This is a genomic window from Kitasatospora sp. NPDC004240, assembly GCF_053603215.1.
In genome coordinates, this window is record NZ_JBSGFD010000021.1 from 1 (window position 1) to 20,841 (window position 20,841).

A 20,841-nucleotide genomic window follows, 5' to 3' on the forward strand; every position below is an offset into this window, starting at 1 on the left:
CGCTGGTCCGACCTCGCCGGCAGCCGGACCCGGCCGATGCGCCGGCTCACCCTGGCCACCGCCGCCGTCCTCGCCGCACTGGCCGGCGCGGTCGCGCTCGGCTCGCCGCTCGCCACCGCCGCCCTGATCGCGGCCGGCGTGGTCACCGTCAGCACCAACGGCCTGTCCTTCACCGCCGTCGCCGAACACGCCGGCACCTCCTGGGCCGGCCGCGCCCTCGGCGTCCACGTCACCACGCAGAACGCGCTCGCCGCCGCCGTCGCCCCCGTCATGGGCGCCGTCATCACCGCGTACGGCTACGGCCCGGCGTACGCGCTCACGCTCGCCTTCCCGCTGGCCGCGGCGCTGCTGGTACCGTCCGCGGGGACCGGCCACCACCCGGCCGGCCGCCACACGGGGGGTACCTGATGAACACGCTGTCCTTCGCCGAACAGGCCGCCTACCGGGCCCGCCTGCGCGGCAGCCTGCTCGGCGGCGCACTCGGGAGCGCGCTCGGCCGCCCGGTCGAGCAGATGTCCCTGGCGATGATCCGGGCACGCTACGGGGAGAACGGCGTCACCGGCCCGGAAGCCGACCACGAGGGCGTCACCGGGCGGATCTCCGCCGACACCCAGCTCACCCTGTTCACCGCGGACGGCTGGCGGGCCGGCTACAGCCGGATCATGGAGAAGGGCATCAGCGGCGCCGAGGTGACCATCGTCCAGCAGTCCTACCTGAGCTGGCTCGGCACCCAGGAACACCCCGCCCCGCCGGCCGATGCCCCCTCCCTCTTCGCCGGACGGCTGCGCGGGCAGCAGTGGCTGTACGCCCGGCGCGGCGCCGGCGAGGGCACGCTCGCCGGCCTGAAGCAGGGCCACGTCCCCGACCCGCGCTCGGAGATCACCGGCGAGCCCGGACCGGTCAACCCGCACTCCAAGGGCTGCGGCGCGCTGGCCCGTTCGGCACCGTTCGGCTTCACCGGCACCTACCCGAAGACCTACTTCGAACTCGCCGCCCGCTGCGCCCAGATCACCCACGGCCACCCCACCGGCTATCTGGCCGCCGGCGCCTTCGCCGTCATCGTCAACCAGCTCGTCCGCGGCGAATCGTTGTACCGGGCTGTCCAGCTCGCCCTCGAACTGCTCGCCGGCTACCCCCGCCACGAGGAGACCACCGCCGCGCTGCGCCGGGCCCTCGCCCTCGCCGCGGCCGGCCCCGCGACCCCGGAGGCCGTGGAGACCCTGGGCCACGGCACGGTCGCGGAGGAGACGCTGGCCATCGCCGTGTACGCCGCCCTCGCCGAGACCACGCCCTCGCGGCGGCACACCCGCATCGAGCGCGCCCTGCTGCTCGCGGTCAACCACTCCGGCGACAGCGACTCCACCGGCGCCGTCTGCGGCAACCTCCTCGGCGCCCAGCTCGGCGACGGCATGCTCCCGGCGGCCTGGCTCGACCGCCTGGAGGGGCGTGCCGAGATCGCCGTCCTCGCCGACGCCTTCGCCTCCGCGGTGCACCCGGGCGAGGTGCTGCCGCGGTACTGGTGACGGGTGCGGCGCGCGGGAAGTCGGCGGGGCCGACTTCTGGCGCGCCCGGGCCCCGGCCGTGCTCGGCGCCGCACAGGAAGTCGGCCGGTCCGACTTCTCACGTTCCGCCCGCGTGGCCGACCGGCGCCCGGCGCGGTCCGTAGACTGACGGCGGCCCGAGGGGTGGCCGTCATCACTGGGGGGTTCGGGTTCGTGGACAGGCTCGTGGACGGGACGCAGCGCCGCTTGCCGCCGCTGCGCGCCGGGCGGCAGCCGGCCGGGAAGGCACTGCTGGGGCTGCTGGAGGACCCCCGGGCGCCCCGCGTCTGCGTGGTGACCGGGCGGCCCGGCAGCGGGCGCAGCCACCTGGTCGCCTGGCTGGCCGCCGCCTGCACCGCGCCCGGCGCACCGGAGCGTCAACACCCCGACGCCGCCCTGTCGTTGGCGGGCATGACGGTGGACGCCGCGGTGTGGACGCTGGCCGCCCGGCTCGGCCTGCACGCCCGCACCGCCGGCGAGCTCGCCCGGGAGCTGCGGGAGTCCGCCCGTCCCCGGCTGCTGATCCTCTGGGACCTCGACCGCGCCGAGGCCCCCGGCTCCGTCACCGACGCCCTGCTGCGCCCGCTGCTGGAGGTGCCCGGCCTGCGGCTGGTCGTCGAGGGCGCCACCGAACCCCTCGCCGACGCCGCCGTGCTGGACCTGGACCAGCCGTCCTGGACCGACCCGGCCAGGTTCGCCGCCTGGTACGACCAGCGGCGCGGTCACTCCCCCTTCGCCGCCGCCGACCTCTTCCCCCATCCCGGCGCGGCCCTGCTCGCCGCGAGGATCCCGGCCGGCGCGCCCGCCGACCCGTACGCCGGCGTCCACGGCACCTGGTGGGCCGCCGTCCCCGGGGAACTGCGCCCGGCGGTGGCCGCGCTGGCCGCCGCCGTCCGGCCGCTGAGTCTGGCGGAGTGGTCGGCCGTGGCGGGTGGGGCGGCCGTGGAGGCGGCCAGCCGGCTGCTGCCGCCAGAGGGGCCGGGGCCCGAGGAGCGGTGGTGGCTGCCCGCGGGCCCGCTGCGGGAGGCGGTCGCCACCGGACCCGTACCCGCCGCCGACCCGGCCGCACTGGCCCACGCCCTCACCGCGACCGTCCCGCTGCTGCCCGACGGCACACCCGACCTGATGCGCACCGACCCGGCCCTGCTGGGGCTGGCGCTGCGCCAGGCCGTCCATGCCGAGGCCGGCCACACCGTCGGCCCGATGCTCGACGACCTCGAACTCCTCGTCCGTGCCGACCCATTGGCGGTCACCGCCGCCCTCGCCGCGTACCCCGGGCACCGGGCCGCCGCCGCCTGGGCCGCCGCCGGCCCCGCCCTGGTCGTCGAGCCCGACCCGGCCGTCCGCGCGCCCGTCCTCCTCGCCCGGCTCCCCCACGACGCGGCCGAGGGCCGGCGGCGACCGCTGGAGGGCGCGGCCGGCTGGGTGATCCACCGGGCGCACTGGAACACCGGCTCCCTCTGGCAGGTCGGCGCCCTCGCGCAGGGCCCCAACGCCGGGTACGTCGTCCTGCTGGCCGAGGACGGCACGCTCCAGGCCGTCGAGGCGGCCACCGGGCAGGCGTACCCGATCCCGGCCGCCCACGGTCCGAACCCCGCCCGCTCCCTGCTGGCCCTGGCGGACGGCACCATCGCCGCGCTCGACGCGGAGGGCCGTCCGCACCTGCTCACCGGCTCCCTCCTCCCGGCGCCCCCGCCGCCCGCCGACGCCGTCCTGACCGTGCTCGGCCCGCTGGACACCGCCGGCGACAGCCTCGGCCGGGTCCACATGCAGCCCACCGAGCCGCCGCTGCCCGTCCACACCGGCCCGGTCACCGCGCTGGGCGGCACCGCGTTGGACGGCGCCGCGTTGGAGGGCGCCGCGTCCCTGCTGCTCAGCGGCGGCGCCGACGGCTGTATACGGTCCTGGCGGCCCGGCAGCGGACAGGCCCCGGAGCAGGTCGACGCGCGGGAGTGCCCGGTCACCGGTGTCGCGGCCGGGCAGGACCGGTACGGCCCGGTGCTGGCCGCGGCCTGGGCCGACGGGTTCGTCCGGATCCACCGGCCGGACTCCGGTCACACCATCGGTCTGCGGCTCGGCTCACCGGTGCGGTCGGTGCTGGTGGACGGCCAGGGACTGGTGCTGGTGGTGATGGCCGACGGCTTCGTCGCCATCCTGCTGGGCAGCCCGCCGCCCACCGCCTGAACGGCGTCGCGGGCGGGGCCCGGTCGGCCCCGCCCGCGACATCACCGGTTCACCCAGCTCAGCCGGCCAGCAGCTGCTTCATCAGCGTGATCTCGGCGGTCTGCGCGGTGGCGATCACACCCGCCAGCTCCTTGGCCGGTCCGTACGCGCCCTTGGCCTTCTCCGCGTCGGCCATCTGCACGGCGCCCTCGTGATGGGCGATCATCATCGTCAGGAACGCCTTGTCGAAGGCCGCGCCGGACGCCTTGGTGAGCTCGTCCATCTGGGCCGGGGTCATCATCCCGGCCATCGGCGCGCCGGACCCGCCGCCGTGCGCGGCGTGCTCATCCGCACCGGCGGCCGGGACCTGCTCGCCCCAGGCGGTGAGCCAGCCGGTCATGGTGGCGATCTCCGGGTCCTGGGCGCCCTTGATCTTCTGGGCCAGCTGCTTGACCTGCGCGGACGAGGCCCGGGTACCGGCCAGCTCCGCCATGGTGACCGCCTGGCGGTGGTGCGGGATCATCTGCTGCGCGAACTCGGTGTCGGCCGCGTTGTGCGCGCCGGCACTCGGGGCCGCGGCGCTCGGAGACGCCTTCGCGGAGGCCGACGTGCCCGGGGCCCCGGTGGCTGTAGCGGTGGCCGTCGGCGAGGCGCCGCCGTGCCCGGCCGCGTGGTTGCTGCTGGTGCCGCCACCGCTGCCGCAGGCGGCGAGGACGAGGGCGACGGCGACGCCGGCCACCGCCAGCGAGGTACGGCGGATCAGAACGTACGAGGTCATGGTGGAACAACTCCTGCACAAGGAAAGGTGAACGAGGACGCGGCTGACCGCACGCGGACCCGGTTGATCCGGTCCGCATGCCAACCACGCCTATATGCGCAGGAGTTGGAGATCGGAGAGTGAAGGCGGAGCCCGCCCGGCGGACGAGGCGTCGACCGCGCCCGCCCGTACGGCGGAGAGCGGCTCGGGGGTCGCGGGCGCCAGGGCGGCGGCGAGCGGCGACGGGCTGAACGGCGCCGCGAGCGCGTTCGCCACGCACATTTCGCCGACGTGCGCGCCGTGGTCGCCCTCGTCCGGCGGACACTCGTGACCGCCACCGTCGGAGTGCTCGTGCCCGTGATCGGCCTGCACGGACACCACCGCCGCCGCGGACGTCCCGCTCGGCGACATCAGCCCGTGCATCCCCAGCACACCAAGCAACGCGACCACCACGAGCAGCCCCCTCAGGGGCACCCGGACGATCCGCTCGGCACGCATGGGCGACATCCTAGGCGAGCCCGACCCCGTTACTTCATCAGGACGTTGAGGTCGATCACCTGGTCGTAGGGCGGCAGCGTCACGGTGACCGGCGCGCCGTACTCGGAGAACTCCGTCCGGATGTTCTTGTCGAGCGACTCGATCCGGATCGGCAGCGCCGGCCCCTCGGTCTGCACGTACCCGGTGAAGGTGCCCTCGCCCGAGAATCCGTCGACCAGCACGGTCTTCCTGCCGTCGATCGTCTCCGTGCCGGCCGAGGTGAACTGCTCACCGGGCGACCCGTCGCCGAAGAGCGGCACCATCCCCAGATCGCAGAACTGCGCAAAGCTCTCGAAGGCGTCGTCCTTGCCGATCTTCACCCAGCGGCCCTTGTGCTGCGCGGCCGCCGGCCCGGACACCGAGGTGAGCAGCTGCTCGTCGAACTTCAGGAAGGTCTGGCCCTTGCCCTGCACCAGCTCCAGCGAGCCCCTGCCCTCGATGACGATCGACCCGGCACAGTTGCCCTGGCGGTCCGCCGACACCTTGTACGTCGACTTCGTGTCGTCCTCGACCGTGAAGCCCGTCAGCTTCACCGAGCCCGCCTTCTTGAAGTCCTCGCGCGCCTTCTGCAGGATCACGTCCCCGGTCGCCGACTCCAGCCGCTCGGTCGGGCTCGCCGTGGGCGCCACACTCGGAGCCGCCGCCTTGCCGTCCGCCTCCCCGCCCCCGCAGCCGGTGGCCCCCACGGCCAGGACGAGGACGACGGCGGCCACCCGGGCGGCCCGCTTGCTGTTCACGACGGAAAACACTCCACTGCTGGTCATCGGCGACTCTTCGACCAGGAACGATGCCCGCCCGCCGCCCCCCACGTCAACGAACGTCTCCACACCGTGACCCCTGCCACCGAAATCCACTCGCCGGGCCCGGCCGCCGCCCACCAGACTGACCCCGCCCGACGCCTCATTCGACCCATCAGGGAGACCCACATCACCGACGACCAGCCGCAATGGACCGGCGCCCTCACCGAGCGCCTGCGCTGCTGCATCTGCGGAGGCCCCACCACCGACGCCCCCGACTACGTCCTCATCGAACTGACCGCCGCCCCCAGCAGCGCCCGCCAATGGCTCGGCGCCCACGGCGCCCACCTCAACGGCGTCCTCGCTCAGGGGTTCAGCGCCGAGGTCCACCTGATGTGAGCACAGGGAGCGACGGCGAGGCCTGCAAATGGGCCGGTGCCCGCCCCGCCCGGGGACGGGCACCAGCCTTCCATCACTCACCGACTCACGGAGTCCGCCCCGACTGCAGCCGCCACCCCTGGTTGGCGTTGGTGCCGACGCAGTCCCAGATACCGAGCCGGGTGCCCGGCGCCGTGTTCCAGCCGGGCAGTTCCAGGCACTTCGCCGTGCCGGGGCCGGTCTTGTCGATGGTCTCCGTGATCACGATGCGCCCGTCGGGGCGCATGGTCCACCGCTGGCTCTTCTTGGTCCGGTCGCAGCGGGCCAGAACGACTGCGGCCCCGTTGTCGAGCACATCACCCTGCGTGGAGACGCAGAACGAGCCGACGCGGAGGGTCCCGTCCGTCGCGAAGTTGAACTGCTGATTCGGTCCGGCCCAGCAGGAGTAGACGGCAAGCTCGCCGCCCTCCTGGAGGCCGCTCCAGGCATCGACGCACGCCCCGCCCGCGAAGTCGGAGCGGATCGAGACACTGGCGTCCGCGAACCCGGCCACGATGTACGGACCGAAGCCGTCGACCTTGCCCGCCGTACCGTCCGAGCTGGTGCCGGGGAAGATCGCGATGGCCTTGGTCCCGTCGATCACCCAGAGATCGGCGAAACCGTCACTGTTGAGATCCGCGGCACCGATCTGGGGGTGGGTCGCCGACGTGAGGCCGGCGCCCGCCAGGATGACCACACCCGACTTCGGCTTGGTGAGGCTGGTGAAGTCGGCCTTCCCGTCGGCGCCCCGGGTGATCGGGTAGGCGAGGATGTTGCCGGTGGCCTTCTCGCGGGCCCAGATCGTGGCCTGCTTGGCGTCCGGAAGGTTGGGCGTCCTGGTGACCCCGTTGGCAGCTCCCGGGTTGAGGATCTCGTAGTCGTTCCAGTTCCCGCCGTCCGAGACGGTGATCTGCCACGCGGGGGCGAGGAGCTGGTCGATGCCGCCGGGGGCCATGTAGTAGAGCTTTCCGGTCTCGCCCTCGACCGTGAGCACGTAGGTGCGAACCGGATCGGCATCGGGATCCAGGCTTAGCGTCTCATTGTCGGGGCTGCCGATCGCGACGACCTGGTTCGCCGCCGCCCAGTCAGCCGCGTAGTCGACGCACGTCGTACCGGTACCGAGGACCTTGCAGGTGCGCGGCCGGTCGATCCGGGACGAGGTCAGGGTGTCGAACCTGCCCTCACCATTGCCCTTGACCAGGTAGAGGTACTTCTTGAGCTCGGCGTCCTTGGTGTTGTGGGCGATCAGCTGATCCACCGCGAGGCCGTCCCGCAGCGTCGCACGGTGGGTGAGCTGGTAGTCACTCCAGACCGGTGAGTGTGCGGCGTCCCGGCCGGGTGCAGCGGCCGCCGGGGCGGCCAGCGAGTTCCCCGGGTCGGTCGCGCCACCGATGACGCGCAGGTCACCCCTGCTGTCAGCGACCGCGATATCGGCCTTCTGATCGTTGTCGAGGTCACCGAAGACCGGAAGGGTGCCGGGCTTCCACGGCGCGTAGAAGTTGTAGACGGCTGGCTGGCTGTAGTTGCCGGCGTTGTCCATCGCCCAGGCATAGACAGTGTTGGTGCCCCAATTGCGGGGCTGGTACGTGAACGTCTGCCCCGGGGCCAGGGTCGTGGCGTCGCAGCGCCAGCCGACGATCGGGGTGGGGTCGGCGCTGACCCGGATGCAGGCGACACCTGAAGCCTGAAGACCGGCACCGGGTGTCGGGTCCTGACCGTTCACGGTGAAAGTGCCGGTCTGGCCGGCGAACTTGGTCGGCTTGTCGTTGAGGGTGCCCGAAGCCGGGAAGTCGGAGGAATCGATGCTGACACGGGGGTTGGTGCGGTCGACACGGAAGTAGCACCAGGCACTCACCGGCGAGGTGAGGATGCCGTCCGAGGCTTGGGCAAGCCAGCCGTACTGGTGGCCGTCACTAAGCGCCCCTACGGACACCGGAGACCCTGGATTGTTGTAGCTGCCGGCCCACTCACTGTGCGAGAACCTGAAATTGGGGTCGTTGTCATCCCACATCTGATAGCTGGTGTAGAGAGACTGTCCAGTGGGAGAAAGACTATTGGCGGCGAGGTAGATGTTCTGGTTGTTACCGACCCAGCCGGGGTTGTCCCAAGGGGTAGCGCCACCGCTGGTGCACTCGGCGAGGCCGTTGTTGCTCGCAAAGCCGGGGATGGGACTGGTGCGGGGGTACCAGATGGTGGGGTTGACGTCGTAAGTGGTGGTGATGCTGGGGTTGCTGGCGAGGTGGTGGCGGAAGAGCCTCTCCAACTCGCTCGCCTGCGGCGCGATGCCCACCGTCCAGGTGGGCCACTTCTCGGCGGCGGCGCGCTTCATCGCGTCTGTGACGTCGATGGCGAGCGGGCCGGTTCCGGTGAGGGGCTGACCGTTGACCGGCGCGCACCCCTGCATGACCACGTCCTCCTTCTTTTCGCACGGCTGGTCGTACCAGTTGGAGTGCTCGTGGATGGTCTTCCCGGCAGGTGCCGAGTACACGACGAAGGGAGTGCTGGTGCCCGGGCTGGAGGCCCGGGTGACCTGGGCGTTGAGCGTGGCGCTGAAGATGGTGGGCGCGGACTGCGCGTTGGCGGGAACGGTGTGGATGGCCGGGTTGATGCCGAACCGGAAGTAGGCGCGCTGACGGCCGAAGGTGCTGCAGTCGAGGCTGGGGTCACTGCTGCGGTAGCCGCAGTAGCCGGTCGCCAGTTCGGTCTTCTTGTTGTAGTTCTCGGCCGACTTGTGGTTCTCCTGGACCTCGACGGACCCCTCGGTGGTGCTGGTCGCCGCAGTGAGCGACGGGTCGAGGTACCACGGACCGGTCCCCGATCCGAGCGCGGTCCGGTCGGGGGTGAGTTCAATCGCCCCGCCGGAGACCTTGGTGCCGATGGCAACGACGTTGGCGCCGTCCCCCGGTTCCTCGGCGGAGGACGGCATGCCGCTGTTCACGGGCGCGTCCGCCGCCGCGACCGCCGACCTGGACTGCTTGGCGAGAGGCACCGGCTGAGAGGCGGCCTGGGTGGAAGAGTCCCACTGCAGCGGCGCGGGCGAGCGGAAGCGTAGCTTCCCCACGTCGTCCTTCACATCGATGTGGCCACCGGCGTCGGAGGTGACAGTCAAACCCTGGGCCGTGATGGGAAAGCGCAGGGCCTTCAGGGCCGGGTTCGCGGCCGCTTCGGCCGTACGGACAATGATGACGTCACGCCAGCCGCCTACCGGAAGTGCCGTCAGCTGCAGGTCGACGCCGGGCAGCACACCGGCATAGGTCGCGGTCGCACCGTTCAAGGTGGGCTTCGGTAGTACGAACGGCGCACCGATGGAAAGCTTCCTGCCGTCCTCCGTCGCGACGGTCGCCATCGGCCCGGAGCCGCCCCCGGAGAAAGACAGCGATGTGGACGCGACTGCCGGGCTGAGCGTTCCGTCCGCATTGGCGCGCAGAGACGAGTCGATGTCGGCCCACGCGCCACCACGCCTCGTCCGGACGGCCTGAGCGTTGTCGGTGGTGGTGAGCGTCCCGCTGGGATTGGCGATCGTCCTGGAGGTCTCGGTGGTCAGGTTCTCCACCACGACCGGCTTGCCACTGGCCTTCGCCCTGCCGATGGCGTCGAGCATGGCTTGCTGCTCCGGTGTGCGGCCGGGCGCCGGCCCCGAAGGAGGTACAGCCGGAAGAACTCCACCGGACGGGCCGTGAGGTGCGTTGTCGGTGGCGAGCGCGGCCGGTGCCGACAGTAGGCCGAGGCTCAGCGCACAGCTCGTTCCGAGCACCGCCAAGCGGCCCAGTGATGTTCGGTGGCGACTGGTCGCATTTGAGCCTGAATATGGACGGATCATGTGGAACATGGGTTTTTTTGCTGCCCCTCCCGATGGGCCGGCCCAGCCAACCGGACCGGCGTTCGCATCGGAACGATGCTGCCTGGTGGGCTACTTGGTCAACCTCGAATCCTTCTTGCACACCGGTGTCCCGATTCGCCCACGATCCGTTGATCAAGAATTCGTAAACATCGCAGGCGCGATCTGAAACTCACTAGCGGCGTGATCGCCCGGTCGCCTAGGGTCACATCATCCATGACATAGCCATGCCCAAGCGAGGCTGTGTCGACAATCGAATGAGGGGGCTGTTGGTGGGGATCTGGCCTGCCCGGAAACGGGCTGGTGGATCGGCAGGGGGCCGTCGGTGGTCACCGGCCGTGGCGACATTAGTCGCCCTGACCATGACGGGGGTGGCCACACCGCCCGCCGTCGCGTGGACGTATCCGGAGCCCGTGGAGGAGGTCTGGGCACCCCCCAACACGCCGCTCGGCAATGGCACCCCGCCGGTCAAGGGCGGCAATGCAGCCCGCCCGGCGGCGAAGGAAGCAGCGAAGCCCGCTGACTGGACACCACAGGTCGCTGCTCCTGTGACTTCGGGTACGGAGACGATCCAGATCGGCATGGACAGTGCCGAAGCGAAGGCCGCCCGCAAAGCGACCGGCGGCGCCTCTCCGGCCTCCGGGGGTGCCACCGGCGTCCGGGCGGGCAAGCTCGCGGTCGAGGTCGCCCCGGGCACCGGCAAGGGTGAGGCCGCCCAGGCCGTCACCGTCGAGGTGACCGACGAAAACAAGGGCACCGCCGTCGGTGTCACTGGGCCTTTGGTGGCACTCACCGATGCCGGTTTACCCGTGGGCGAAGGTCGCACCGCCTCGGTGACCCTCGACCTGAAGGGCCTGCAGGCCGGCGGCTGGGCGGACCGGGCGCAATTGGTCGCACTGCCGGCATGTGCGCTGACCACCCCGCAGCTGCCCGAGTGCCGCATCAAGACCCCTGTTTCGTCGACCACCGACGCGAAGGGCCGGCTCACTGCGGACCTGACCCTCCCCGGCGCCAAGCCGGCCACTCTGGGCGCGAGTGGTGGCAGCATGGTGAAGGCCTCGTTCAGCGAGAGTGCCGCCTCCGGCGTCGTACCGGCCGCCGACACCACGGCGAGCGCGCCAATGGTGCTTGCCGCCGAGCCGACCCCCTCGGGGGGCGGCGGCACCTACACCGCGACGCCACTGGCGCCCTCGGCCGGCTGGAACGTGGGATCCAACGCGGGTAACTTCACGTACGGGTACCCGATCCAGGTCCCCGCCGCCCTCGGCGGCGCAGCTCCCACCGTGACACTGGGCTACAACTCGGCGGCGGTGGACGGCAAGACCTCCGCCACCAACGCGCAGTCCTCGTGGATCGGCGACGGCTGGGGCTACGAGCCCGGCTTCATCGAACGCTCCTACCGGGGCTGTGCCAAGGCCGGTATCACGGGCTCGGGCGACCAGTGCTGGGCCGGGCAAAACGCCACGCTCTCGCTCGGCGGGCGCTCCGGGACCATCGTGCGGGACGACGCCACCGGCGCTTGGCGGCTGCAGAGCGACGACGGCTCCAAGGTCGAGCAGCTCACCGGCGCTCCTAGGGCGGTCGGCGACCAGGACTACCGGGACATGGAGTACTGGCGGATCACCACGCCGGACGGCACCGAGTACTACTTCGGTCGCAACCACCTGCCCGGCGGTGACGGCACCGACCCCGCCACCAACTCCGTACTGACGGCCTCGGTCTACTCGCCCAAGAACGGCGACCCCTGCTACAGCGGAGCGACCGGCCTGGGCTCCTGGTGTCAGATGGCCTGGCGCTGGCAGCTCGACTACGTCGTCGACGCCCGCGGCAATCTCACCACGTACAAGTACGCCACCGAGGGCAACAAGTACAGCCGCGGCGGCGCCCAGAACCAGGGAAACGGCACGCTCACCGACTACCAGCGCGCCGGATACCTGCGCGAGATCGGATATGGCCAGCGGCTGGACGAGCAGAAGGCCGCCAAGGGTGCCCTCAACCCGGCTGCCAAGGTGGTCTTCAGGACCGAGGAACGCTGCAAGCCCTCCGGCGCCGTCACCTGCACGGAGGACCAGCGCACAACAGCCAACGCCGATGCCTGGCCCGACGTGCCGATCGACCAGATCTGTACCGGGAGCGGCACCTGCTCCAGGTACGCGCCGACCTACTTCACCACCAAGCGCCTGACCGCCATCACCACCCAGGTGCTGGTCGGCTCCGCCTACCGTGACGTGGACACCTGGGCGCTGTCACAATCCTTGGCCGATCCCGGTGACGGCACCAAACGCACTCTGCAGCTGAACTCGATCCAGCGGACCGGCTCCAACGGCCAGACCCCGATCACGCTGCCCGCCGTCACCTTCGAGTACGTGATGATGGCCAACCGTGTCGACGGCTTCGTCCCGGCCGCGCCGATGTTCATGCGGCCGCGCCTCCAGGCGATCACCACCGAGACCGGTGGGACTGTCAACGTCATCTACAGCAATCCCGAGTGCTCCCGGGTCGCCGGCCGCATGCCGTCCTCTGAGGACTCCAACACGATGGCCTGCATACCGGTCAAGTGGTACCTCCCCGGCCAATCCTCGCCGGACCCCGTCAACGACTGGTTCAACAAGCCACTCGTCAAGATCATCACCGAGCAGGACAAGGTCGTCAGCCCCGCTGTCAGCAAGGTCACCGAGTACACCTACAACGGTGGCGCGGCCTGGCACCGCAACGACGCCGAGTTCATCGACCCCAAGACCCGCACTTGGGACAACTTCCGCGGCTACCAGTCGGTGACCACCTCCACGGGCAGCGCCTTCCCCGGTGAGGCCCCCAAAACCCAGCAGACCGCCACCTACCTGCGCGGCATGGACGGCGACTATCTCACCAACGGCACCCAGCGCAGCGTCCAGATCGCCAGTCCCCTTGGGGGAACGGTGACCGACAGCAACTGGATCAACGGACGAGTCGTCGCTACCGAGATCTTCGACAAGGCCGGCGGCACCGTCCAGTCGATCACGGGCAACACCTACAGCGGACAGCAGATCACTGCCACCCGAGCCCAGAGCGCGGGTGCGCCCAAGATCTACGCCCGCTACCCGGACTCCCAGACAACTGCCATCTCCAAGGCCAAGCTGTCCGACGGAAGCTGGCGGACGGTCACCGGCGCTACCGTCACCGACCCGGCGCACGGCAACCGGGTCGTCCAAAGCAGTGACAAGGGCGACGGCACAGCGGCCACCCCGGAGACCTGCACCAGTCTGAGCTACGCCACCAGCACCAACTCGATGCTGCTGAACCTCGCCTCGGAGCAGATCACGGTCCAGGGCGCTTGCGGCACCACACCTACAGCGGCCAACACTGTCTCCGGCAGCCGTACGCTGTACGACGGCAGGCCGTTCGGCGAGGCCGGCGGAAGCGGCCAGCCGACCAGCACACAGGTCCTCGACCATTACGACAGCACCGGCAAGGCGGTCTATGCGCACAGCGGCACCACCTCGTTCGACCTCTACGGGCGTGTGGTCTCCAGCGCGACCACCAACGGCTCCACGTACGATGCCGCCGGCAACCAGCTGACCGGCGCCACCGTGACGCCCGCCGTAACCACGGTCACCCAGACTCCGGCCACGGGGGCCTTGCCCATCCAGGCCAGTTCGACGGGTCCCCTGGGCGGCGGCTGGACAACCACCATGACTCTCGACCCCGGCCGCACCAACCCGCTGACGACAACTGATGTCAACGGTCAAATCAGCACCCTGCGCTACGACGCACTCGGTCGGCTGACTGCGGTCTGGACCCCAGACCGACCTTCCGATCAGAATCCCAGCCAGAGGTTCAGCTACGCCGTCAACGGGACGTCGGCCCCATCCCATGTCATGGCTGAGTGGATCCGGGAGGACGGCGCAACCTACTCCGCCGAAATCGACATCATCGACGGCCTTGGGCGCACGCGGCAGACTCAGCGGACCAGCGACGCGAAGCCGGCAGGGCGTCTGATCACCGACTCTATCTATGATTCTCACGGGTGGGCGGTCAAGGCCTCTGCCCCGTACTACGAGGAGACGGCCTTTCCCAGCGGTTCGATCTTCCTGCCGGTCAGCGACGGTCAGGTCCCCGGACAGACTTGGACCAGCTATGACGGCCTCGGCCGAGTGATCCGTTCGGAGTTCCGTTCCTACGGAACCCTTCAGTGGGCCACGGCCAACGCATACCCGGGCGCCGACCGGGTCGACGTGACCCCACCCGACGGGGCCCACCCGACCTCCACAGTGACAGACGCTCGCGGCCGTACGGTCGCGGGCTGGCAATACCGGACAGCCACCACGACCGGCAACCCCGCTGATGCAGACATCACAACCTACCGCTACACCGCCTCTGGGCAGCCAGCAGCCAACATTGATAGCAGCGGCAACACCTGGACCTACACCTACGATCTTCGCGGACGTCAGACCTCCACGAGTGACCCCGACAGCGGAGTCACCAACACGTTCTACGACGCCAACTCCCGTGTCGATCACACCACCGACGCACGCGGCACCACGCTCGCCTACAGCTACGACCTACTCGGCCGCAAGACCGGCCTCTACAAGGGCAGTGTCACTCCGGCGAACCAGCTCGCGAGCTGGACGTACGACACTCTGGCCAAGGGGCAGCGAACATCCTCCACCCGTTACGTCGGAGGGACCACAGGCGCTGCGTACACTACCGCCGTAACGGGCTACGACACCGTCTACCGACCGCTCGGCACGTCGATTACTATCCCGGCCGCCGAGGGAGCGCTCGCCGGTACCTACACCATGACCAGTGTCTACAGCGACGTCGTCGGGACACTCAAGCAGCTCGAGATCCCCGCTGCTGGCGGGCTCCCGGCCGAGAGCGTCACCTACAACCACACGGTCACTGGTCTCTTCACCGGCTCCATGAGCCAGGGCAAGGCTGTCGTCGCGGACATGGAGTACGACGCACTGGCCCGGCCGATCCGCACCACGGTCGGCCGGCTCGGCCGGCAGGTCGTCTCCACCCAGCAGTACGACTGGGCCACCGGGCGCGTCATCAACTCCTTCATCGATCGGCAGAGCGGAACAGTCTCCGCAGACCAGACCAGCTATACCTACGCCCCGTCCGGCCGGATCACCTCCGTGACCAGCCTGCAGGACTCCACCGCCCGCGACACCCAGTGCTTCGCCTACGACCACCTCGGCCGGCTCACCAATGCCTGGACCGACACGGGAGCCACCCACACCACCGCCGACTGGACCGACAGCTCGGGAACCAAACACGGCACGGGTAGTTCCACCAGGGTCGCGGGCATCGGGGGCTGTGACAACGTCACCGGTCCGGCCATCACCGGCCCGGGTGGGCGCACGGTTGGCGGCCCGGCCCCGTACTGGAACACCTACACGTACGACGCAACTGGTAACCGCACTGGTCTCGTCCGCCACGACATAACCGGCAACACCGCCAAGGACATCACTACAACCCAGGCATTCGGAGCCAACAGAAGTCTCAACACTCCGACCAACGCGCCCACCACGGGCGGCGGAACCGGTGGTCCTCACGCCCTGCTCACCTCCACCAACACGTCAGAGAGCGGCACCAAGGCGTTCACCTACCAGTACGACGCCAAGGGCAACGCCACCGCCATCACCGACACGGCTGGCACCACCACCCTGACCTGGAACGGGGAGGACAAGCTTGAATCCCTGACCAAGACCGGCCAGGTCGGCGCCACCACGTACCTCTACGACGCCGACGGCAACCAACTCATCCGCCGTAACCCGGGCACAACTACTCTCAACCTTCCAACGGACGAACTCACCCTCGACGCCACTACCGGTTCGATGAGCAACGTCCGGTCCTTCCAGCTACCGGGCGGCCTCACCTACAACCGTGTCACCGCTCCCATCGGCGGCGGCACCGTCCTCATCCACGCGGCCGACCCTCACGGGACCAGCAACATCCAAATTGGCACCGACGCCGCCATGACCACCACCCGACGGCTCACCGACCCGTTCGGCAATCCCCGTGGCACCCAGCCTGCGGCCAGCGCCTGGGCTGGCACCAAGGGCTTCGTCGGCGGCAACAGGGACGACACCACCGGCCTCACCAGCCTCGGAGCTCGCCAGTACGACCCAAACACCGGCCGCTTCATCAGCCCCGACCCCATCCTTAGTTTGGCCGACCCACAGCAATGGAACGCCTACGCCTACAGCAACAATGATCCGATCAATCTCAGCGACCCGAGCGGCCTAATTGTTACTGATTGCAAGGAAGGTCGCTGCAGCGGCCACCATAATCCCAGGGGCCCCGAGGATCTGAACGTCGAAGACCGAGACTACGACGAGGAGACTAAACCCTCAACTGACCCAATTATTCTCGAGGGCGGGATCATGATCGATCCCAGAACGGAAGGCCTTGGAAATTTCCTTAAGGCATGGCGGGATAAAAAGGCAGAGGTAGACAATCGCGGACTAAGAGGCCTCTCCCCCACCCCCATGGAATATGGCTGGGCTGCCACTCAGGCATGCGACAACGTCAAGTGCGGATTTTATGCCCAACTAGTCGAAAAGACTCAATGGATTGGCATCCTGTCTGGCGAGGTGGGCGGATACGGCAGGAACGGGGGTGTCCCACGGACGTTCAGCAATGGCCGATGGAAGTCTGCTGACGTTCCAAGCACAAGTGGACAGTCTGGCGCGATGAGCTCGATTAACGGATGCCACTCCTTTCCGCCAGACACTCTCGTACTAATGGCAGATGGCACGACTAGGCCAATCTCTCAGCTTGAAGTCGGTGACGAAGTACTCGCCACCGATCCGCTTACCGGCACGTCTGGCACCAGGTCGATATACGCCACGATCACTACGCCCGATGACACTGCCTACACCGATCTAAGCTTCGAGGCCCAGGACGGTATCATTCCTCTATTGACCTCAACGTCTCACCACCCCTACTGGAATGAAACGACAAAACGCTGGGTCAATGCGGCCGAAATTCGTGGCGGCGATACTATAGCGACCGCAGACGGGCGCGGGCTCACAGTTGCAACTGTCCGCTCCTATAGCACCAGCCCCCGTCCCGCCTATGATCTAACCATCACCGACCTCCACACATACTACGTATTGGCGAACAGCTCGCCCGTACTTGTACACAATTCAGCGAGCCCAAAATGCAAGACCTGGTCCAATCGGGAACCTGGGGACAAGATTCGACCCGTCACCCCCATGCCCATTGAAGAAGTAAAGAAGGCGACAGGGAAATTTATTTACGTAGTAATGCCAAACGGCGAACTTCGAGTTACTCGCCTGAGCGATTCAGCCGGCCACATCGACCTCGCCCAGGGGAAGGATGTCATTGCCGCTGGGGAATTCAAGGTATTCGATGGCCGCCTCAAGGAGATCAACAACAAATCCGGGCACTATCGGCCCACCGGCGCCGAACCCCGCACGGCGGCGGAAAATGCATTCCGCAAGGATGGGTGGAATGTGACCGACAAAACCTACAAGGAGCGTTGGTGAGAGATAGATCAAATGAACCTCCGAGCATTGACTCCCTAACGGCCGAGTTGATGCGCGCCTCTCGGCTACTCGAGGAGAGTCAGGACAATCGAAAGATTGACGCGATCCTCGCGCACACGGCCGACGAAGCAGAGGAAAATGGCTATACCGATATTCTAGAGAAATCAACAGTCCAGCTACTTACCCAAAGGGGCCTTCCGGGCCTCATCGAGATCATCCAGTATTACGGCCACAGGTTCAGATGGGAAACCCTGAGGGTTGCCGTGGTGGAACTACTACGCAACGCGACCGACCCTCGCCAGGTGAGAGCATTCGAGGTCATGCTGGAGGCATTCGAAGACGACTGGGAGGATGTAGACCTTTTCCCATCCCTGTCGATCTGACCCAAGAGGGTATAACCCCCTCTCAGGCCTGCTGGGCAAGGACCGCCTATCAGGTGCAGACGACACTAGATCTTGAGGCCGGCCCGGACAGTCTTGGCCAGCTGCTCGACGTTAGTGGCCGCGAGAATTCCGAATTCTCCTCTAACTAGGGCACAGATGCCCTCCTGCGTATTGAGATCAGGCGCGTAGGAGGGCATCTGGAAAACGGTCAGCCGGTCCCCTTCACCGCGATAAAATCCCTCATCGGCAACACCAGGTGCGTGGACATATTGCAGCGCGATCGGCCGCCGAGCTGGATGCGGGTGCAAGATCAGGTCGCGACAGTCCTGCAAGGCGAACACCTTTCGCTCGCCCTTGCCGCCGCGATGGACACGGAAGCCGCAGATCATGAACGAGCGATGGTCTGCCCTGTGCCAGGCCATCGTTACTACTGAAGTTGAATGCGTGATGTCGGTCTGAGGGTGGTCAGCCGTCCATGATCAGGCCGGTGGTGGCGAGGCACCCGTCGATGAGGTGGGGGCGGTACTGGATCCGCTTCAGGCTGCGTCTGACGGCTCGGGCGAGCTGGTCGAGGTTGGCGGCGGCGAGGTTGCCGATGGTCCGCTTGACCAGCGACCAGATGCCTTCTTGCGGGTTGAGGTCCGGTGCGTACGAGGGGAGTTGGAAGACGGTCAGCCAGTCCTTGCTCGCCTGGATGAAGTCCTGCATCGGCGGCATCAGGTGGGCACGCAGGTTGTCCCACACGAGCACGATCGGCCCGCCGAGCCGGACGTGCGCGCGGATGAGCAGGTCCCGGTAGTCCTGCCAGGTCAGGCCCTTCTTCTCGCCCTTGCGGCCGCGGTAGACGTGGAAGCTGTAGAACATCCGGGACTGCTGGCCGGGCTTGTAGCAGCTCAGCCCCGCCATGGAGACCTGGCCAGCCCCCGGCCGCGCACCCGCACGATAGGGGTGCGGCCGAGCCTGCCCCAGGTCCTGGCACGCGGCGGCCTCATCGACTGCCCGGCTTCGTCCTCGAAGACCAGCCAGGCCCGCGGGCCGCCGCGGCGCTTTTACCCGCGGCCACGTGTCCTTCTTCCACAACTCAACCGCCCCATCGTCGCGCTCGATCGCCCGGCGCACCGGCTGCTGCCAGGACCAGCCGTGCCGCTTGAGCAGGACCCATGTGCCCTCCACGGTATAGGAGACGTGGAACAGCCGGCCGATCAACGTCTTCACCCGCGCCAGCGTCCACCGCTGGTCCTCCCAGCCGTGGGCCAGCGGCCCGCGCTCCAACTCCCGCTCCAACCGCGCGATCTGGGCATCGGACAGCTTGGAGCGACCGGGTGAGCCCTTCGAGGCGATCTCCGCCGCACCGCCCTCGCGCCACCGCCGGCGCCAGCGCTCGACCGAGCGCACGCTCACCCGCAGCGCGGCCGCGATGTCCCGGCTCTTCTCACCGCCCTCTTAGACCTGCAAGCTCATGCGCCCAAGGCTCATCAGCACCTGATCGAACAATGGAGCGGACAACGCAATGAGGCCGGTTGGACGAGAGTCGTCCGACCGGCCTCAGCTGGTGCGCGAGGGGGGAGTTGAACCCCCACGCCCTTTCGGGCACTGGAACCTGAATCCAGCGCGTCTGCCTATTCCGCCACCCGCGCATCTGGGTGATGAGGTAAATCGTAGCCCATCCGCGGGGATGCTCCGTACCGGGTTTCTCAGGCGGGGAGGTCGCCGGCCTGGACGGCGGCCACGAACGCCCGCCAGGCCGGGGCCGGGAAGGTCAGGACCGGACCGCCGGGGTCCTTGGAGTCACGCACCGGAACGAGGCCGGTGGACCCGAGGGCCACCTCGACGCACTCGCCGCCGTTGTTGCCGCTGTAGCTGCTCTTGCGCCAGTGCAGCACCATCGGTGCAATCCCTTCGCTGGGTTCAAGCGGGAAGGTCGCCGGCCCGGATGGCGGCCACGAAGGCCTCCCAGGCCGGGGCCGGGAAGGCCAGGACAGGACCGCTGGGGTCCTTGGAGTCACGCACCGGGACGAGGCCGGTGGAGCCGAGGGCCACCTCGATGCAGTCGCCGCCGTTGCCGCCGCTGTGGCTGCTCTTGCGCCACACCGTCCCGTCGAGCTCGTTCCTCGTCATCTCTGAATCCCTCCAGCACATCGACGATCAGGGCGAGCGAGTCGTCCACCGAGAGCACTTCTCCGCGGATCCGATCATAGATGCGGCGATGTGCGGACACGGTCTCAGGATCCCCGGTCGGATGCCCGCGGTCGAGGCTCTCCGAGTAGACCCAGTGGGCGCCCTCGGGCAGTTCCAGCAGCACCATGGACTTGTCGATGATGGTGCGCCGGTTCGCGAAGGGCGCGATCTGGATCAGGACATTGGGCAGCTTGGAGACCTCCAGGAGGTGTTCCATCTGGCGCCTCATCACCTTCGGCCCACCGAAGGCCGTATGGATGGCGCTCTCGTCGAGGATGGCGAGCAGGAACGGGCCGTCGGGGGCGAGGAACCTGGTCTGCCGCCCCAGTCGTGCGGCGGTGCGCTCCGCGATCACCCTCCGGTTGCCCGCCGCGTCACCGGCCTCGAAAACGGCTCGCGCGTAGTCGCGGCACTGCAGCAGGCCGTGGATCACGTTGCACTGGAAGACCCGGACGGCAATTGCCTCGGCCTCCATGTCGGCGTACTGCTGAAACCAGTTGGGGTGCTCGAACTTCGCGTTCCAGTCCACCCGGTCGTACAGCCGCACCAGCAGGCCGTTGCTGCACAGCAGTTCGTCGGCCGACTCGACCATGTCGGGCTGGAGGCGGCGCTGGCCGCTCTCGACCCGGGTGATCACGGTGCGGTCGCAGTGGAGGAGTCTGCTGAGGTCCTCCTGCCGCATGCCGGCCCTCTCGCGGGCGAAGCGCAGTTCCTCGCCGAAGAGTTCGGCCGAACTGGCGGTCGGGCCGCGGCGGCCCTTGCGGTGTGACATCCCCGTCCCCTTTCGTGTG

General features: G+C 68.7%; 13 protein-coding genes, 1 tRNA gene and 2 pseudogenes. 6 read left to right on the forward strand and 10 right to left on the reverse strand.

Annotated elements, in window-relative coordinates; translation table 11 throughout:
• The 3 genes and pseudogenes from ACWEQL_RS08535 to ACWEQL_RS08545 all read left to right on the forward strand — a co-directional run.
• Positions 1–408: pseudogene (locus tag ACWEQL_RS08535) on the forward strand (hypothetical protein); the annotation flags it as partial.
• Entirely contained in the window at positions 408–1,523 is a 1,116-nt protein-coding gene (locus tag ACWEQL_RS08540; protein WP_452149439.1) for an ADP-ribosylglycohydrolase family protein, read from the forward strand. The pseudogene ACWEQL_RS08535 and the gene ACWEQL_RS08540, both read left to right, overlap by 1 nt.
• A 192-nt stretch (positions 1,524–1,715) precedes the next feature.
• Positions 1,716–3,725 carry a hypothetical protein gene (locus ACWEQL_RS08545; protein WP_452149440.1) on the forward strand — a complete coding sequence of 670 codons (2,010 nt, stop codon included), beginning with the start codon at positions 1,716–1,718 and terminating at the stop codon, positions 3,723–3,725.
• A 58-nt stretch (positions 3,726–3,783) separates the two neighbouring features.
• Here the strand turns inward: ACWEQL_RS08545 and ACWEQL_RS08550 are convergent, their stop codons facing one another.
• The 3 genes from ACWEQL_RS08550 to ACWEQL_RS08560 all read right to left on the reverse strand — a co-directional run bounded on the left by ACWEQL_RS08550 (position 3,784) and on the right by ACWEQL_RS08560 (position 5,735).
• Entirely contained in the window at positions 3,784–4,482 is a 699-nt protein-coding gene (locus tag ACWEQL_RS08550; RefSeq protein ID WP_452149441.1) for a DUF305 domain-containing protein, read from the reverse strand.
• A gap of 90 nt (positions 4,483–4,572) precedes the next feature.
• Positions 4,573–4,959 (reverse strand): DUF6153 family protein, encoded by a 387-nt coding sequence (locus ACWEQL_RS08555; protein WP_452149442.1) that lies wholly within the window; start codon positions 4,957–4,959, stop codon positions 4,573–4,575.
• A gap of 29 nt (positions 4,960–4,988) precedes the next feature.
• Positions 4,989–5,735 (reverse strand): hypothetical protein, encoded by a 747-nt coding sequence (locus ACWEQL_RS08560; RefSeq protein WP_452149443.1) that lies wholly within the window; start codon positions 5,733–5,735, stop codon positions 4,989–4,991.
• A 93-nt stretch (positions 5,736–5,828) separates the two neighbouring features.
• Between ACWEQL_RS08560 and ACWEQL_RS08565 the strand changes: the two genes are divergently transcribed.
• Positions 5,829–6,134 (forward strand): hypothetical protein, encoded by a 306-nt coding sequence (locus tag ACWEQL_RS08565; RefSeq protein ID WP_452149444.1) that lies wholly within the window; start codon positions 5,829–5,831, stop codon positions 6,132–6,134.
• 85 nt (positions 6,135–6,219) lie between these two features.
• On the opposite strand, the gene ACWEQL_RS08570 is transcribed toward ACWEQL_RS08565, so the two are convergent.
• Positions 6,220–9,753, reverse strand: coding sequence for a ricin-type beta-trefoil lectin domain protein (locus tag ACWEQL_RS08570; protein ID WP_452149445.1), 3,534 nt, complete (start codon positions 9,751–9,753; stop codon positions 6,220–6,222).
• Positions 9,754–10,361: 608 nt separating this feature from the next.
• Between ACWEQL_RS08570 and ACWEQL_RS08575 the strand changes: the two genes are divergently transcribed.
• Both ACWEQL_RS08575 and ACWEQL_RS08580 read left to right on the forward strand, forming a co-directional pair.
• Complete coding sequence (locus ACWEQL_RS08575; RefSeq protein WP_452149446.1) at positions 10,362–17,489, forward strand: RHS repeat-associated core domain-containing protein; 7,128 nt, start codon at positions 10,362–10,364, stop codon at positions 17,487–17,489.
• Positions 17,486–17,872, forward strand: a complete 387-nt coding sequence (locus ACWEQL_RS08580) for a hypothetical protein (RefSeq protein ID WP_452149447.1) — start codon at positions 17,486–17,488, stop codon at positions 17,870–17,872. The genes ACWEQL_RS08575 and ACWEQL_RS08580 overlap by 4 nt, the downstream gene beginning before the upstream one ends.
• Before the next feature lie 65 nt (positions 17,873–17,937).
• On the opposite strand, the gene ACWEQL_RS08585 is transcribed toward ACWEQL_RS08580, so the two are convergent.
• The 6 genes and pseudogenes from ACWEQL_RS08585 to ACWEQL_RS08610 form a co-directional block, all read right to left on the reverse strand.
• Positions 17,938–18,294, reverse strand: coding sequence for a hypothetical protein (locus ACWEQL_RS08585; protein ID WP_452149448.1), 357 nt, complete (start codon positions 18,292–18,294; stop codon positions 17,938–17,940).
• Between the two features lie 43 nt (positions 18,295–18,337).
• Positions 18,338–19,297 (reverse strand): annotated as a pseudogene (locus ACWEQL_RS08590) (IS630 family transposase); the annotation flags it as partial.
• A 125-nt stretch (positions 19,298–19,422) separates the two neighbouring features.
• Positions 19,423–19,509: transfer RNA gene (locus ACWEQL_RS08595), tRNA-Leu, on the reverse strand.
• Between the two features lie 57 nt (positions 19,510–19,566).
• Complete coding sequence (locus ACWEQL_RS08600; RefSeq protein ID WP_452149449.1) at positions 19,567–19,758, reverse strand: DUF397 domain-containing protein; 192 nt, start codon at positions 19,756–19,758, stop codon at positions 19,567–19,569.
• 22 nt (positions 19,759–19,780) lie between these two features.
• Positions 19,781–19,963 (reverse strand): DUF397 domain-containing protein, encoded by a 183-nt coding sequence (locus ACWEQL_RS08605; RefSeq protein ID WP_452149493.1) that lies wholly within the window; start codon positions 19,961–19,963, stop codon positions 19,781–19,783.
• The gene (locus tag ACWEQL_RS08610) at positions 19,875–20,822 is read right to left on the reverse strand and encodes a helix-turn-helix domain-containing protein (RefSeq protein WP_452149450.1); all 948 of its coding nucleotides are present in this window, start codon (positions 20,820–20,822) and stop codon (positions 19,875–19,877) included. The genes ACWEQL_RS08605 and ACWEQL_RS08610 overlap by 89 nt, the downstream gene beginning before the upstream one ends.
• Positions 20,823–20,841: the final 19 nt, after the last annotated feature.